The organism is Thalassospira profundimaris WP0211, assembly GCF_000300275.1.
In the GTDB taxonomy this organism is placed as follows: Bacteria; Pseudomonadota; Alphaproteobacteria; order Rhodospirillales; family Thalassospiraceae; genus Thalassospira; species Thalassospira profundimaris.
In genome coordinates this window covers 157,128-171,969 of the sequence record NZ_AMRN01000007.1, presented here as the reverse complement: position 1 = coordinate 171,969, position 14,842 = coordinate 157,128, and the positions used below count along the sequence as shown (strand labels likewise).

13 protein-coding genes are annotated in these 14,842 nt (G+C 54.8%); 7 read left to right on the top strand and 6 right to left on the bottom strand.

Annotated elements, in window-relative coordinates; all coding sequences use genetic code 11:
• Window positions 1-192: 192 nt before the first annotated feature.
• Window positions 193-1,680 carry an aldehyde dehydrogenase family protein gene (locus TH2_RS14215; protein WP_008891131.1) on the bottom strand — a complete coding sequence of 496 codons (1,488 nt, stop codon included), beginning with the start codon at window positions 1,678-1,680 and terminating at the stop codon, window positions 193-195.
• Window positions 1,681-1,918: 238 nt separating this feature from the next.
• Between TH2_RS14215 and TH2_RS14210 the strand changes: the two genes are divergently transcribed.
• Complete coding sequence (locus tag TH2_RS14210) at window positions 1,919-3,103, top strand: type III PLP-dependent enzyme (protein WP_238538707.1); 1,185 nt, start codon at window positions 1,919-1,921, stop codon at window positions 3,101-3,103.
• Between the two features lie 159 nt (window positions 3,104-3,262).
• Entirely contained in the window at window positions 3,263-4,780 is a 1,518-nt protein-coding gene (locus TH2_RS14205) for a malonate--CoA ligase (protein ID WP_008891129.1), read from the top strand.
• 109 nt (window positions 4,781-4,889) lie between these two features.
• Here the strand turns inward: TH2_RS14205 and TH2_RS20790 are convergent, their stop codons facing one another.
• Window positions 4,890-5,048 carry a DUF1127 domain-containing protein gene (locus TH2_RS20790; protein ID WP_081579314.1) on the bottom strand — a complete coding sequence of 53 codons (159 nt, stop codon included), beginning with the start codon at window positions 5,046-5,048 and terminating at the stop codon, window positions 4,890-4,892.
• A gap of 479 nt (window positions 5,049-5,527) precedes the next feature.
• On the opposite strand from TH2_RS20790, the gene TH2_RS14195 reads away from it, so the two are divergent.
• Window positions 5,528-6,499, top strand: a complete 972-nt coding sequence (locus TH2_RS14195; protein ID WP_008891127.1) for an HAD-IIA family hydrolase — start codon at window positions 5,528-5,530, stop codon at window positions 6,497-6,499.
• 76 nt (window positions 6,500-6,575) lie between these two features.
• On the opposite strand, the gene hemB is transcribed toward TH2_RS14195, so the two are convergent.
• The 4 genes from hemB to TH2_RS14175 form a co-directional block, all read right to left on the bottom strand.
• Window positions 6,576-7,583, bottom strand: coding sequence for a porphobilinogen synthase (gene hemB, locus TH2_RS14190; protein ID WP_008891126.1), 1,008 nt, complete (start codon window positions 7,581-7,583; stop codon window positions 6,576-6,578).
• A gap of 56 nt (window positions 7,584-7,639) precedes the next feature.
• Window positions 7,640-8,833, bottom strand: a complete 1,194-nt coding sequence (locus TH2_RS14185; protein ID WP_008891125.1) for an MFS transporter — start codon at window positions 8,831-8,833, stop codon at window positions 7,640-7,642.
• Between the two features lie 34 nt (window positions 8,834-8,867).
• Window positions 8,868-9,629: a DeoR/GlpR family DNA-binding transcription regulator gene (locus tag TH2_RS14180; protein WP_008891124.1), complete on the bottom strand. Its 762-nt coding sequence runs from the start codon at window positions 9,627-9,629 to the stop codon at window positions 8,868-8,870.
• A 132-nt stretch (window positions 9,630-9,761) separates the two neighbouring features.
• Window positions 9,762-11,048 carry an O-acetylhomoserine aminocarboxypropyltransferase/cysteine synthase family protein gene (locus tag TH2_RS14175; protein ID WP_008891123.1) on the bottom strand — a complete coding sequence of 429 codons (1,287 nt, stop codon included), beginning with the start codon at window positions 11,046-11,048 and terminating at the stop codon, window positions 9,762-9,764.
• A gap of 227 nt (window positions 11,049-11,275) precedes the next feature.
• Between TH2_RS14175 and TH2_RS14170 the strand changes: the two genes are divergently transcribed.
• From TH2_RS14170 to TH2_RS14155, 4 genes are all read left to right on the top strand, one after another.
• On the top strand, window positions 11,276-12,415 hold the full coding sequence (locus tag TH2_RS14170; RefSeq protein WP_008891122.1) for an acyl-CoA dehydrogenase family protein: 1,140 nt from the start codon (window positions 11,276-11,278) through the stop codon (window positions 12,413-12,415).
• 3 nt (window positions 12,416-12,418) lie between these two features.
• Window positions 12,419-13,510, top strand: a complete 1,092-nt coding sequence (locus TH2_RS14165; protein WP_008891121.1) for an enoyl-CoA hydratase/isomerase family protein — start codon at window positions 12,419-12,421, stop codon at window positions 13,508-13,510.
• An 83-nt stretch (window positions 13,511-13,593) separates the two neighbouring features.
• Entirely contained in the window at window positions 13,594-14,484 is an 891-nt protein-coding gene (gene mmsB, locus TH2_RS14160; protein ID WP_008891120.1) for a 3-hydroxyisobutyrate dehydrogenase, read from the top strand.
• Window positions 14,485-14,607: 123 nt separating this feature from the next.
• Window positions 14,608-14,799, top strand: coding sequence for a DUF6898 family protein (locus TH2_RS14155; protein ID WP_008891119.1), 192 nt, complete (start codon window positions 14,608-14,610; stop codon window positions 14,797-14,799).
• The last annotated feature ends 43 nt before the right edge of the window (window positions 14,800-14,842 follow it).

The following is a 14,842-nucleotide window of genomic DNA, read 5'->3' as shown; positions in this document are numbered from 1 at the left end:
GAGGCGGGCAAGAGTGTGATGCGAGGATGTCAGTAGCTGCAGACATAGCCATGTACTTTCCGGGTTTCGATGTGTTTGAGAAAGGCACCTTTGCGGATTGCGCGCCCAAGGTCAAGCATCGGAAAAGAAAAACCGGGTTGCGTCACGTGCAACCCGGTTTTTTGAAATCAATCGTTTCAAGCGACAGACAGGTTATTCCATGTTCAGGATAATCGTCTTCTTGTAGGTGAAGTGTTCAAGCATGCTTTCAAGCGATGCTTCCTTGCCCAGACCGGAAAGCTTGATGCCGCCATAAGACAGGTTCGGCTGGACAACAAGGTTCTGGTTGACCTGAACAAAGCCCGCTTCGAGGCGCTTGGTAGCAACAAGTGCGGTTTTAAGGTCCGTCGTCCAGACGGTCGCAGCCAGACCGAAGTCGCTGTCATTGGCAAGTTCAAGGGCCTCTTCAAAGGTATTGAACTTGAACACACAGGCAACAGGGCCAAAGATTTCTTCGCGGGCAATACGCGCGTTCGGATCGACATTGGTGAAGATCACCGGACGGACAAACAGGCCATCGGAAAGGGCGCTGTCGGTGGGAAGGGCGCTTAGTTCGTTTTTGGTCGCACCTTCCTTTTCGCCGACTTCGATATAGCCACAAACCTTGTCGAACTGTTTGCGGTTGATGATCGTGCCGATGTCGGTTTCTTCATCCAGCGGATCACCCATTTTAAGGGTGTTGACCTTATCAATCAGGCGTTTGACGAATTCGTCATGCAGGCTTTCATGCACCAGCATGCGTGATGCCGCCGTGCAGCTTTGTCCCTGACGGGTGAAACGCATGCCGCCAATCGCACCGGCAATCGCCTTATCAAGGTCGGCATCACCCATGACGATCATCGGGGATTTGCCACCCAGTTCAAGGGTGACCGGAATGAGTTTTTCGGCAGCGGCGCGATACACCGTGCGGCCGGTTTCAACCGATCCGGTGAAGGAAACCTTTTTGACATCCTTGTGTTCAACCAGCGGGCCGCCACAAGACGGGCCAAAGCCCGACAGGATGTTAAAGACGCCAGCCGGGAGAACTTCCTGCATGATCTGACACACGCGCAGAACCGCAAGCGGGGTGTCTTCGGCGGATTTGACGACGACTGCGTTACCGGCAACCAGTGCCGGGGCAACCTTGATCGCCATCAGCATCATCGGAACGTTCCACGGAATGATCGCACCGACAACGCCAACGGCCTCGCGGGTGGTCAGGGTCATCATGTTCGGGTTAAACGGAACTGTTTCACCTTTAAGCTCTGACGCAAGTCCGCCGAAAAAGACGAACATATCGGCCAGAACCGATGCCTCAACCCGGCTTTCGGTGCGAAGGGCCTTGCCCGATTCAAGGGCGACCAGACGGCCCAATTCCTCGGCATGGGACATCAGGATGCGGCCGCATTCGGCCAACAGTTTGCCGCGTTCACGCGCCGGGCGTTCGGCCCAGTCCTTCTGGGCGGCCTTGGCGGCGGCAACCGCAATCGCGACATCGTCGGCGTCACCGTCGGCTGCCTGACCGATAACCTTGCCCGTGGCAGGATTAAGAACATCAAAGGTCTTGCCGTTTTTCGGGGCGACAAGTTTACCGTTGATCAGATGATAACCGGACAGCTCCTTGGCCAGAACGGACGGATCAAGGATCGGATCGATGGGCATTTCAGGCTCCCTGTGGGTTGGCGTGCATCTGCGGTAAACCGCGCGGGGCGCACGATATTGGTTATTTGGTATTGGTTTACCAAATTATCGACAGGGCGATGCAATATCAAGCGCAATTAGTACGCTAATCGGTGTGGTCCACAAGCAAGTCGCATGACAGGCGGCAAGAGGGCTGTTACCCTAACTCAAAGGCCAGCCCGGCGGCGGTACGTGTCTGGGCGCCTGATATTGGTAAACGATGGAGTATATTGTGCCACGTCATTTCGATACGACGTTCGATGTTGTTAAGGAACTCAAGCCTTCCTATCCGGTGTATTGCCTTAGACCCAATATTCTTCGAGAAACAGCGCAGCGCTTTGTCGAAATGTTCCCGGGAGACGTCCTGTATGCGGTGAAATGCAATCCGCATCCGGAGGTCATGCGATATCTTCATGAAGGCGGGGTGCGTCATTTTGACACGGCTTCGCCTGAGGAAATCTCGATCGTGCGGCGGCAATTCCCGGGGATGAAGGCCTATTTCATGCATCCGGTCAAAAGCCGCGATGCCATCCGCAATGCCTATCGGGTATTCGGGATTGATCACTATGTGATTGATACCGCCGAAGAGCTTGAGAAAATCCGCGAGGAAACCGAGGGCGACACGAACCTGGTGATCCATGTGCGCCTTGCAACACCGCCAGCCGGTGCGGCCTATAACCTTTCGGCCAAGTTCGGTGCACGTCCGATGGTGGCAGCCGAGCTTTTGAAAAAGGTTGATGAATATGGCTATCATGCCGGGCTTTGCTTCCATATTGGTTCACAATGCACGACACCGACCGGATACCGGATTGCGGTTGAGCTTATCCGTCAAGTCGTTGATTTTTCAGGCGTGAAGGTCAAACATATCGACGTTGGCGGCGGTTTTCCCGGCCAGTATATGAACCAGCGCGGTGCCAGCCTTGACGAGTTCATGGACGAGATCAAGGATTGTATCCGCTGGCTTGATATGCCCGATACCACCTTTATGTGCGAGCCGGGCAGGGCGCTGGTATCGAGCGGTATTTCCCTGATCACGCAGGTTCACCTGCGCAAGGAAGATACGCTGTTTATCAATGACGGTGTTTACGGCAGCCTGTCGGAAACCGTGACCGGGCAATTGCGTTATCCGGTGCGTCCGTTGCGCATTGAAGGTGATTTCGATCCGGAAGAAACGCTCGATTTCACGATCTATGGGCCTACTTGTGATAATATGGATGTCTTGCCGGCGACCGTGACCTTGCCTGCCGATATCCGCGAAGGGGACTGGATCGAGTTTGGTCACATCGGGGCGTATAGCAATGCGCTGGCCACCCATTTCAACGGCTTCCATCCCGAGGTGCAGGTGACGGTCAGTGAGGCGTTCCCGTATATTGACGGGGAGTTCCCGTCGGTTGCGCTGGACTAGCGTCACAAGGCCAGAGCAGTCTGATTGACAGACAAAATCGATCATTGCGGTAAAAAGGTACTTGTTTACCTATAATGGTTGATTGCACTATGCTGCCCGCAGAAAAGACCGGCAGGGGGAAACCTGCCGGTCAAAACGAATTCTCGGGGAAGCAGTACAGTGACCAACAGCCTTTTTATGCGCATACGCGACCGGTTTCCGGCCGATCTGTCATCAGTTCTGATTGAGACGCCTGATGGCAAAACCTATAGCTATGGCGATGCCGACACAGCATCGGCCCAGATTGCCGGTCTTCTGACGTCGCTTGGTGCGAAAAAGGGCGACAGGGTTGCCGTTCAGGTCGATAAATCCCCCGAAGCACTGTTTCTTTATCTTGGCTGCATTCGTGCGGGCCTTGTTTATTTGCCGCTCAATACCGCCTATCAGGCGGGCGAGCTTGCCTATTTCATGGATAACGCATCGCCGGTGATCTTTGTTTGTCAGCCCCATCGCGAAGATGAGGTCAAGGCCATCGCGGACCAGCAGGGTGTTGCGCATGTTCTGACACTGGGCATGCAGTCTGAGGGCAGCCTTATGGACGGGGCGGCATCGCAACCCTCTGACTTTGCGCCGGTTGCGTGCGAAGACGATGAATTGGCGGCCATTCTTTATACGTCGGGCACGACGGGCAAGCCCAAGGGTGCGATGATGACCCAGATGAACCTGTGGTCGAACGCATCAACGCTTGAAAAGCTTTGGGGCTTTAAGGGGGACGATACCCTGCTTCATGCCTTGCCGATCTTCCATACCCATGGGCTTTTCATTGCATGTCATTGTGTGATGCTGTCGGGATCGAAGATGTTCTTCCTGCCGAAGTTTGATCGTGACCAGGTGATGGCGCTTTTGCCGCGCAGTACGGTGATGATGGGGGTTCCGACTTTTTATGTGCGTCTGTTGTCGGGCGATGATTTCATCAAGGATGTCACTGCAAACATGCGTCTGTTCATTTCCGGGTCTGCGCCGCTTCTGCCAGAGACCTTTACAGCCTTCAGGGAACGAACAGGCAAGGCGCTTTTGGAGCGCTATGGCATGACGGAAATGGGTATGGCGACATCCAATCCGCTCGATGGCGAGCGCATCGTTCATACCGTTGGCCCGGCACTGCCAGATGTCGAAGTGCGCGTGTGTGATGAAGACGGCAATGTTCTTGGTACGGATGAGATTGGCGTGCTGGAAGCACGGGGCCCGAACGTTTTTGCCGGTTACTGGCAGATGCCCGAAAAAACCGCCGAGGAATTCCGCAAAGACGGGTTCTTTATCACTGGTGATATCGCCAAGATCGACGCCAAGGGATATGTCCATATTGTCGGGCGCGCCAAGGATCTGGTCATTTCCGGCGGGTTTAACGTTTATCCCAAGGAAATCGAAACCCTGATAGACAAAATGGAGGGTGTTGTTGAAAGTGCCGTGATCGGCGTTCAACATCCCGATTTTGGCGAGGCGGTTGTTGCCGTGATCGTGCCGGAAGCAAAAGGCGGCTTAAGCGAAGAGGGCGTGATTGGCGCGATCAAGTCCGAGCTTGCCAACTTCAAGGTGCCCAAGCGCGTGTTCTTTGTCGATGAACTGCCGCGTAATGCGATGGGCAAGGTGCAGAAGAATGTCCTGCGTGAAGAGCACAAGGCCCTGTTTGCCAACTAAGACAAAGCAGGCAAAGCGGATCTTTTAGCGGCCATCCCAAAATCCGGACAAAGAAAAACCCCGACAGATGCTCTGTCGGGGTCTTCCTCATGGACGCTACGGTCGTGGCTTAGCGACCGAAAGCAACACGGTGTGCTACATCATCGATCATGTCGCGGTTCAGACCGATGTCTGCCAGTTCGCGCGGGTCAAGCTTACGCAGCGCAGTCTGGGTCTGGTACTGAACGCGCAGAGCGCGAAGGAAAGCAAAAATCTTGGTTACGATCATTTCATCACCTATTTCAAACCGGCCGATTATTCGGCGTCTGTTCAGTTAACCGGCATGTTCTCACCGAGATATTCCGCACAGGAATAGTTAGCTGGTTTGACGTGTCGGTTTGCATGGGATGTATCGAATGATCAACTGCTTGGTGGCGCATTCATCAGTCGATACGTCCTATTCATTTCGTGAGGGCAATCTAAGGGTGATTGCGGATATAATCCAATGCGTTTTTTGCATGTCTGCGGATTGAAAAGCGCAGAAATCCCTGAAACCTCTCGTTAACTGCTCTAAAGTGGATGGCTGATGCAGATTTGATGCTTTTTATTGCTATGCGTATGGTGCATGGGTAATGAAGTTGCGTGATGCCTTGAGGTTGATTATCCGCGTTTGTGGTGTTGCGAATAATTTTGGGTGTAATTAACGCGCTAATCGGTTTGAATACGCCGGAATTTTAATAACGTGCCGTTCGTGTGGGAGAAATGACGATGAGTGCCAATCGGTTGCAACTGGATTTTGCGCAGGCCCTGGATGCCTATTTGCGCTATGCACCGCGTCTGCCACAGGTCGCACCCGATGCGGTGCCCGCAGCAACCGATTACGTCGATAACCTTCTGGCGATTGCCGATCAGTTTGATCTGATCGTGTTTGATGCCTTTGGCGTGCTCAATAGTGGACAAAGTGCCATTCCCGGTGCGGTCAAGACGGTCGCGACCTTGCAGGAAATGGGCAAGAAGATTGCGGTTGTCACCAATGATGCCTCAAGCTCCGGCGAGGCCATTCTGGCGCGTCATCGCAAACGCGGCTTTGATTTTGACAATAACAGCCTGATCAGCAGCCAGCAGTTCGTCGCCCCGCTGATGGGCGAATATGCCGACATCTCCCATTGGGGGGCAATGGCGCCGACCGACTGGCCGTTTGATATTCTGCCCGGCCGGGTCGAGCCGCTTGGCAGTGATCCTGCGCTTTATGATGCGGTTGGCGGCTTCCTGTTGATTGATTCTGATAGTTGGACCGATACCCAGCAAGCCCTTCTGGAGCAGAGCCTTAAGGATAATCCGCGGCCGGTTCTGGTCGGTAATCCCGACATTTGTGCACCGATGGGCGATTTCCTTTCGGTTGAGTCGGGATACTTCGCGCATCTGGCAGGCGATGCATCCGGTGTCATGCCGCAATGCGTTGGCAAACCGTATCACCACGTGTTTGAGGAAGTCCTGAAACGCCATCCCGGTGTTGATCGCAGCCGTGTGTTGATGGTTGGCGATACGGTGCATACCGATGTGCTGGGTGGACTGGCGTCAGGCATCAAAACCCTTTTGGTCCATCAGGGCGGGTTCCTTGATGGGCAGGATATTGAAGGCGTGTTTGCCCGATCCGGCCTGCGTCCGCATTTCTGTGCGCGGGCGATTGGCCATGGCATTGAAGATGATGCGGATGGCATTGCGGCAAAGTCCGCATGATTTGATGTTCGCATCCCAAAACAAAAGGGCCTCGATTGAGGCCCTTTTTTTATTGCTTGTCTTGGCGGCGCAGAAATCAGCCTTCCAGTGCCTCGGCGACTTCAATCGCGCTATAGGTCAGAACACCGGATGCGCCGGCACGCTTGAAGCAGGACAGGGTTTCAATCGCACAGCCAATATAATCAAGCCAGCCATTCTGACCGGCCGCACGCATCATCGCGTATTCGCCCGAGACCTGATAGGCAAAGACCGGCACGCCGAATTCCTGTTTGACGCGATAAAGCACATCAAGATAGGGCAGGCCCGGTTTGACGATAACCGAGTCTGCACCTTCATCAAGGTCATAGGCGACTTCGCGCATGGCCTCATCGCTGTTGGCGGGATCAAGCTGATAGGTTTTCTTGTCAGCCTTGCCAAGTGCACTGGCCGAGCCGATTGCATCGCGGAACGGGCCGTAGAAAGCGGATGCGTATTTTGCCGAATAGGCCATGATCTGAACGTTTTTGAGGTTTGCTTCCTCAAGAATCTTGCGGATCGCACCGATGCGACCATCCATCATGTCCGACGGTGCAACCACGTCACAGCCTGCCTGCGCCTGAACAAGGGCCTGACGCACAAGGGCCTCGGTCGTTTCGTCATTAAGGATCTGACCGTCGACAACAATGCCGTCCTGTCCGTCGGCATTGAAAGGATCCAGCGCGACATCGGTGATGACGCCCAGATTGGGGCAGGCATCCTTGATCGCCTTGACCGCGCGGCATACGACGTTGTCTGGGTTATAGGCTTCGCGGGCGTCCTTGGTTTTCAGGCTGGCATCGATATAGGGAAACAGGGCAAGGGCCGGAATGCCAAGCTTTTCGGCATGTTTGGCGGTTTCCACCAAAATATCTACCGACTGGCGTTCAACGCCGGGCATTGACGGGATCGGGGTGCGTTCGTTTTTGCCGTCGATCACAAAGACAGGCAGGATCAGATCATGGGAGGTCAACCGCGTTTCGGCGACCATGCGGCGCGACCAGTCGGTCATGCGGTTGCGGCGCTGCCGGGTGCTTGGGAAGGTGCCATAGGCGAATTTGTTGACCATGATCTAATCTCTATAATGTGAGGCTGGGCAATTTATGGGACAGATTGCGCCGTTGATCAACCATTGGCCGCAATTTGCAAACGCCTGCGCATGGTTAACAGGTAAACCGGGATAATCATGGCAAGGAATGCGGATGTCAGGGCAAAGGCCGTGACCAGTCCGAGGGCTTCACCAACCGCACCGATCACCGGTGGCCCGGCCATGATCGCGGAATAGCCGGTTGCGGCAATGATCGAAACAACCGCACCACCACCTTTGCCGGTTGTCTGGGATGCCGCAGAAAGCAACAGCGGCAGAATGACCGCAAGCCCCATGCCGGCAATCCCGCAGCCGATCCAGGCGACAACGATATTGGGAGACAGGGTCAAAACAAGGGTGCCAAGGGATGCCAGCACCGAACTTGTCAACAATACCGGCACGCGACCATATCGGGTGACCAGTGCATCACCGGACAATCGCGTGGCGGCCATGGCAAAGGAATAGATGGCAAAGCCGACGGCAGCCAAGGTTGGGCCCGATGACAGTTCGGAATTCATAAACACCGTTGCCCAGTCTGTCAGGACACCTTCACCAAACTGGCCGATAAAGGCGCAGACCCCGAATGGCAACAGCATCAGGAACAGATTGCGATCCTTGGTCTTTGTCACCGTTGTTTGGCTGGCATCCTTTGGGCCAGACAGATGTTCTGATGCGGCGTGATCCGAAAGAAGTCCCGCTTGTGCGATGATGTGCGCGATCAGGAAAAGAGAAAGCACGATTGGCAGATGGAATTCATTGCCAATTGGCAGGGCGAACCATGCGGCGGCAATCCCCGCGCCGACAAAACCACCGAGACTCCAGAAACCATGTAACCCGGACATGATGCTGCGGCCCTTAACACGTTCGACCTGCAGGCCATTGGCATTCATCGCGACATCCAGAAAGGCACCGGAAAAGCCAAGCGCGAACATCGCGATCGAAATGCTGAGATAATCGGGCATGAAGGCGGGCACGCCAACCGCGATGAAATAAAACAGCCCCGAATAGCGCACCACGCGTTCGCTGCCAAACCGGTCTGCCAGTCTTCCGGCGATTGGCATCACGGCAAGCACCCCGATGGCCGCCGCCAGCAAAATGCCGCCAAGTTCGTCATGGCCAAGGCCAAGACTTTCCTGCACCAGTGGGATATGCGGCACCCAGCTTGAAAAAGCGGCGCCATGTAAAAAGAAGATGGCGCGCACCCGGTTATGGGCAGTGGCGTGGGTTTGCATTTAACAAGTTTCTCCGCAAGGCGAGGGAAGGCGATCAGGCCTGAATGACGTTCAAACCACGCCGGGTGTAATTGGCAAGATAACCGTTTGAAAGTTTGCGCCCGGTGACCAGATGGGAAATCGCATCAATGTCGCAGACCCGGTGCGGTAGGCTGGTTTCAAGTTTGTCGGCGGTGGTGATGGCAATGACTTCGGCCGATTGGGCGATCATGGCCGCCTTGGTCGCGCGTTCTTCGGTGCTGCTGGTCGACAGGCCTGCCTCGGGGTGAAGTGCGCAGGTGCCAAGGAGTGCGATATCGGCATTAAAGTTTCTGAGTTGATCAAGGGTCGTCGGGCCGCACACCACCATATCTGTTTTGCGAAGCGTGCCGCCCAACATGATGACTTCGGCATTCGGATGACTGGCGAGTTCGACCGCGATCATCGGATTGACTGTAATCACCGTGCCGCGAAAGGATGGTTTGAGGTTGCGTGCAACTTCACACACGGTGGTACCGCTATCGAAAAACGCCACGCAATCATCGGGGATCAATTCGCGTGCGGCCTTTTGGGCAATCGCAGTCCGTTCGGGTTGCAGTTCCTGCGCCCGTTCCGCGTAACTTTCCTGTGCCAAATTGGGTAGGACGGCACCCCCATGAATGCGGCGCAAGTAACCCTCTTCCTCCATCTGGCGCAGATCGCGGCGGATGGTATCAAGGGATGCGTGAAACAGGGTGGCCAGATCGTGGATATGAACGGTGCCCTGGCTGCGCAGAAGTTTCTGGATTTCGTCCTGGCGGCTTGAAACGCTCGACATCTGTATGCCTGTTTTGCATGTTGTGCATGTATTGCCGATATGAGTTAGCCCGGACATGCAAAAGCGTCAATAGAAAAACCGGCCAGACGAGGATCTGACCGGTTTTGCAGCAAAGCAGCATTCGGTGGTTTATCAGGCTTTATCAAGTGCCTGTGTCAAATCCGCCAGAATGTCGTCAATATGTTCGATGCCAATTGACAGGCGGACATAGCCATCGGTCACACCCGATGACAGGCGATCTTCCTCTGAGAGCTGGCTGTGAGTCGTGGTGGCCGGGTGAATGGCAAGCGACCGCGTGTCACCGATATTGGCCACGTGGTAGAACAGCTCCAGCGAGTTGATGAATTTCTCGCCGACATCTTTGCCACCGGCCAGTTCAAAGCCCATCAAAGAGCCCAAACCACCCTTAAGATATTTGTCCGCGCGACGGCGGGCTTCGCCATCCTGTTTGCTGGGGTGGATGACCTTGGTGACCTTCGGGTGGGATGCCAGGAAGTCGGCAACCTTAAGCGCATTTTCGCAATGGCGTTCCATCCGAAGCGGCAAGGTTTCCATGCCCTGAATGGTCTGGAAGGAATTGAACGGCGAAGCTGCCGCACCAACATCGCGCAGCAACGTGCAGCGCAGTTTGATCGCGTATGCCACCGGTCCAATCGGTTTGACGGCCTCGGTCCAGACGGCACCGTGATAGCTGGGATCCGGTTCATTGAGAAGCGGGAAGCGCTTGGCATGCTTTTCCCAATCAAACTTGCCCGAATCAACAACGATGCCGCCAACCGAGGTGCCATGACCGGCAATGAATTTGGTGGTCGAATACATCACAATGCTTGCACCGTGGTCGATCGGTTTACAGATCACTGGCGCGGCAGTGTTATCGACGATCAACGGAATGCCCAGATCATCACCGATATCGGCAACTTCGCGGATCGGGAAGACCTGCAGTTTCGGGTTGGGCAGGGTTTCGGCATAGAACGCACGCGTTTTGTCATCGGCAAGGCGACGGAAGTTTTCCGGATCGGCCGGATCGGCAAAGCGGACTTCGATGCCCATCTGTTTGAAGGTGTTGGCAAACAGGTTCCAGGTGCCACCATAAAGATCGGTGGAACTGACGATGTTGTCACCCGCCTGTGCGATGTTCAGCACCGCAAAGGTCGAGGCCGCCTGGCCCGATGCCAGTGCGACCGCCGCAGCACCGCCATCAAGGGCAGCGACGCGCTGTTCAAGCACATCATTGGTCGGGTTCATCAGGCGGGTATAGATGTTGCCCAGTTCCTTAAGCGCAAAAAGGTCTGCGGCATGCTGGGTGTCGCGGAACTGATAACTGGTGGTTTGATAGAGCGGGACGGCGACAGAACCGGTTGTCGGTTCGGCACGATAGCCTGCATGAAGGACAATTGTTTCCGGCTTGGTCGAAGACATGATGACTGTTTCCCTGATTTATTGTGATTCCTGAGGCGAGGAGGGTATGCGCAGCGGCCCTGTATTCGCAAGGAAGATTTGGCGAAATGCCAGAGTGCTTTGCACGTGATGGGCGTTCAGGATGAGAATTGTGATAATTCGGTACGATTATACCGAATGAATTGACAAGCAGCAGATTTCACGTTTACGTAAAGGGAAAATAGAAAATCAAAAGAGGCGGCGATCCAATGGAATTCAACCTGTCTGAAGATCAGCAGGCATTTGCCCAAGCTGCGCGTGATTTCGCGCAGAATGAAATGGCGCCATATGCGGGCGACTGGGATGCCAATCATACATTTCCCGAAGAAACCCTGCGCAAGGCAGCCGAACTTGGTTTTGCCGCGATCTATACCGGTGAGGAACATGGTGGTACGGGGCTTGGGCGCCTTGATGCTGCGGTTATTTTCGAAGAGCTGGCCGCAGCTTGCCCGTCAACCGCTGCCTATATTTCGATCCATAATATGGCCTGCTGGATGATTGATACGTTTGGCAATGACGCGCAGCGGGCGAAATATCTGCCCAAACTCGTCACCATGGAACATTTCGCAAGTTATTGCCTGACCGAACCGGGGGCGGGATCGGATGCCGGGTCGCTTCGCAGCCGGGCCGAACGCGATGGCGATCATTATATCCTGAATGGCGAGAAGGCGTTTATTTCCGGCGGATCGCGCAGTGATATCTATGTCGTCATGGCGCGCACCGGCGATGACAGCCCGAAAGGCATTTCGACGTTTATCGTGCCCAAAGACGCCGAGGGGCTATCATTTGGCAAGCTTGAAGAAAAAATGGGCTGGAACAGTCAGCCGACCGCCGCCGTTATATTTAGTAATTGCAAGGTGCCGGTCGAAAACCGTCTGGGTGACGAGGGCGAAGGTTTCAAATTCGCCATGAAGGGCCTTGATGGTGGGCGGTTAAATATCGCGGCCTGTTCGATCGGTGGTGCGCGTGCGGCAATGGAACATGCCCGCGAACACATGAAAGTCCGCAAGCAGTTTGGCAAAAGCCTGGATCAGTTTCAGGCATTGCAGTTCAAATTTGCTGATATGGTGACCGAACTCGAAGCCGCCCGGCTGATGCTTCATAAAGGGGCATGGAAGCTCGATCACAAGACCGATGATGCCACGCAGTTCTGTGCGATGGCCAAACGGTTTGCCACCGATATCGGCTTTAATGTCTGTAACGAAGCGCTGCAGCTTCATGGCGGATATGGTTATATTCGCGAATACCCCATCGAGCGGCTTTTGCGTGACTTGCGCGTGCACCAGATCCTTGAAGGTACCAACGAAATCATGCGCCTGATCATCGCGCGTGCAGCCCTGAAAGACTAGGTTATGAGCACAGTTTCAAATTCGCCGACTGAAACCGCAGACGCACCGGTTCTGTTTTCGCAGGACGGGCCGGTTGGGCGTATCCTGTTGAACCGTCCCAAGGCGCTAAACGCGCTTGATCTGGTGATGGTCGATATGATGATGGCGCAGCTGAAATCCTGGGAACAGGATCCATCGGTCAAGGTCGTCATCATTGAAGGGATGGGGGAGAAGGCATTCTGCGCGGGTGGTGATATCCGCGGCCTTTATGATGCCCGCAAGGTTGATGACGAAGAGATGCTTGATGCGTTCTATCGTCGGGAATATCACCTGAACCACTATATTGCGACCTATCCAAAGCCCTATATCGCACTAATGGACGGGATCACCATGGGCGGTGGTGTCGGGGTTTCAATCCATGGCCGGTTCCGGGTCGTGACAGAACGCACGTTGTTTGCCATGCCTGAAACCGGCATTGGATTTTTCCCGGATGTCGGCGGGGGATACTTCCTGCCGCGGTGTCCTGGCAAAATCGGGATGTATCTTGGTTTGACCGGAGCGCGGATCAAGGCCGCAGATTGCCTTTATGCCGGACTTGCAACCCATGGGGCGGAAAGTGCGAAACTGGATGCCGTCAAGAATGCACTGGCAAGTGCGGCTTGGGACGGTGATGGCTTTGCGACTGTCGAGGATATCCTCAATAAGCATGAAACACCGTTCGGTTCAGCGCCACTTTCAGAAATTCGCAGCGAGATCGATCATTGCTTTTCTGGCGACAGTGTCGCGGCGATCTTTGAAGCCTTGCGGACTGCGGCCAGTGCATTTGGCACAGAGACGCTTGAGACGTTGCTGGGCAAGTCGCCGACATCCCTTTGCGTCAGTTTCGAGCAAATCCGTCAGGGTGGCGATATGTCGCTGGCAGAGGTCCTGAACATGGAATATCGCCTATCGCAGCGCATGGTATGCAAGCCGGACCTGTTTGAAGGTGTGCGGGCGGTGATTATTGATAAGGATCACGCGCCGAAATGGCAGCATGGCGATATCGGTCAGGTCGATCCACGCGAAGTGGCGGAATATTTCGAGAAACTGCCAAAAGACAAAGAGCTTAATCTTTAGACTATTGGGCAGGGAACATCACCCTGCCAGATCAACATAAATCAGAACAAAACACCCAGATAGGGTGTCAGAGGAGACTTCAAATGGCGAATATCGGTTTTATCGGTCTGGGCAATATGGGCGGCCCGATGGCGGCCAACCTTGTGAAGGCCGGACATGCGGTCAAGGTCTTTGATCTGTCGGCAGATGCGGTGGCAAAGGCCGTGGAGGCCGGTGCCTCAAAGGCGGCATCGGTGGGCGCAGCGGCCAGTGATGTCGAAGTTGTTGTTACGGTATTGCCCGCGGGCAAGCACGTTCTGGGCGTTTATGATGGACCGGACGGTGTCATTGCACATGCCAAGCCGGGCACCGTTCTGATCGATAGTTCGACAATTGATGTGGACTCGGCCCGCAAGGCAGCCGAACTGGCCCGTGCGGCAGGTCTTGGTGTTGTTGATGCCCCGATCTCTGGCGGGACGGCCGGTGCGGCGGCAGGTACGCTAACATTCATGGTGGGTGGATCTGAGGCGGACTTTGCCAGTGCACAACCCATTTTGGCGGGCATGGGCAGCAATATCATCCATGCCGGTGACAGCGGTGCAGGGCAGGCGGCAAAGATCTGCAACAACATGGTGCTTGGTGTCAGCATGATTGCAGTTTCCGAGGCCTTCATGCTGGCAAAGCGCCTTGGCCTGGATGCCCAGAAGCTGTTTGAGGTGTCTTCAAAGGCATCAGGTCAGTGCTGGGCTTTGACAAGTTATTGCCCGGTCCCGGGGCCGGTTCCGACGTCCCCGGCCAACCGCGATTATCAGCCGGGCTTTGCGGTGGATATGATGCTCAAAGATTTGAAACTTGCCCAGCAGGCATCAGCGGCATCTGGCGCAACAACCCCGATGGGGGCGTTGGCCGAAAGCCTTTATGCGCTTTATTCCAATGGCGGTAACGGTGGCATGGATTTTTCGGCCATCGTTAAAATGCTGGATGGCGAGAAATAGAAGTACCCAGAAGGGGCGCCAAACGAGCGGGTCCGGATTTCCGGGCCCGTTTTGTTATATGTTGCGTTGTCTGAAAATGGGAGCACAATAGACAAGTCCATTTTTGATAACAGCAGTGCATCAATGACCTCACGCTATAACACCTCGAACGAGATTTATTTTGAGCTTCGGCAAGTCGGCACCTATCTGCGGTGTACGGCCATTGACGGCAAAACAGGCGTGGAAGTGACTGTTGCCGGACCTGTCAGCCGGAATCCGGAACAACTGAAGCGCGTTGCTGCACAAAAACTTGAATACGTTCTCAAAAAGGGATAATTTATACAATATAAAGCGCAGGTGACTTTCGAAGTCAGTGTTT

Excerpts from the sequence above, each read along its gene's own strand:
- TH2_RS14215 (WP_008891131.1), bottom strand. The coding sequence starts at position 1,680 with ATGCCCATCGATCCGATCCTTGATCCGTCCGTTCTGGCCAAGGAGCTG.
- TH2_RS14210 (WP_238538707.1), top strand. The coding sequence starts at position 1,919 with ATGGAGTATATTGTGCCACGTCATTTCGATACGACGTTCGATGTTGTT.
- TH2_RS20790 (WP_081579314.1), bottom strand. The coding sequence starts at position 5,048 with ATGATCGTAACCAAGATTTTTGCTTTCCTTCGCGCTCTGCGCGTTCAG.
- TH2_RS14195 (WP_008891127.1), top strand. The coding sequence starts at position 5,528 with ATGAGTGCCAATCGGTTGCAACTGGATTTTGCGCAGGCCCTGGATGCC.
- hemB (WP_008891126.1), bottom strand. The coding sequence starts at position 7,583 with ATGGTCAACAAATTCGCCTATGGCACCTTCCCAAGCACCCGGCAGCGC.
- TH2_RS14185 (WP_008891125.1), bottom strand. The coding sequence starts at position 8,833 with ATGCAAACCCACGCCACTGCCCATAACCGGGTGCGCGCCATCTTCTTT.
- TH2_RS14180 (WP_008891124.1), bottom strand. The coding sequence starts at position 9,629 with ATGTCGAGCGTTTCAAGCCGCCAGGACGAAATCCAGAAACTTCTGCGC.
- TH2_RS14175 (WP_008891123.1), bottom strand. The coding sequence starts at position 11,048 with ATGTCTTCGACCAAGCCGGAAACAATTGTCCTTCATGCAGGCTATCGT.
- TH2_RS14170 (WP_008891122.1), top strand. The coding sequence starts at position 11,276 with ATGGAATTCAACCTGTCTGAAGATCAGCAGGCATTTGCCCAAGCTGCG.
- TH2_RS14165 (WP_008891121.1), top strand. The coding sequence starts at position 12,419 with ATGAGCACAGTTTCAAATTCGCCGACTGAAACCGCAGACGCACCGGTT.
- mmsB (WP_008891120.1), top strand. The coding sequence starts at position 13,594 with ATGGCGAATATCGGTTTTATCGGTCTGGGCAATATGGGCGGCCCGATG.
- TH2_RS14155 (WP_008891119.1), top strand. The coding sequence starts at position 14,608 with ATGACCTCACGCTATAACACCTCGAACGAGATTTATTTTGAGCTTCGG.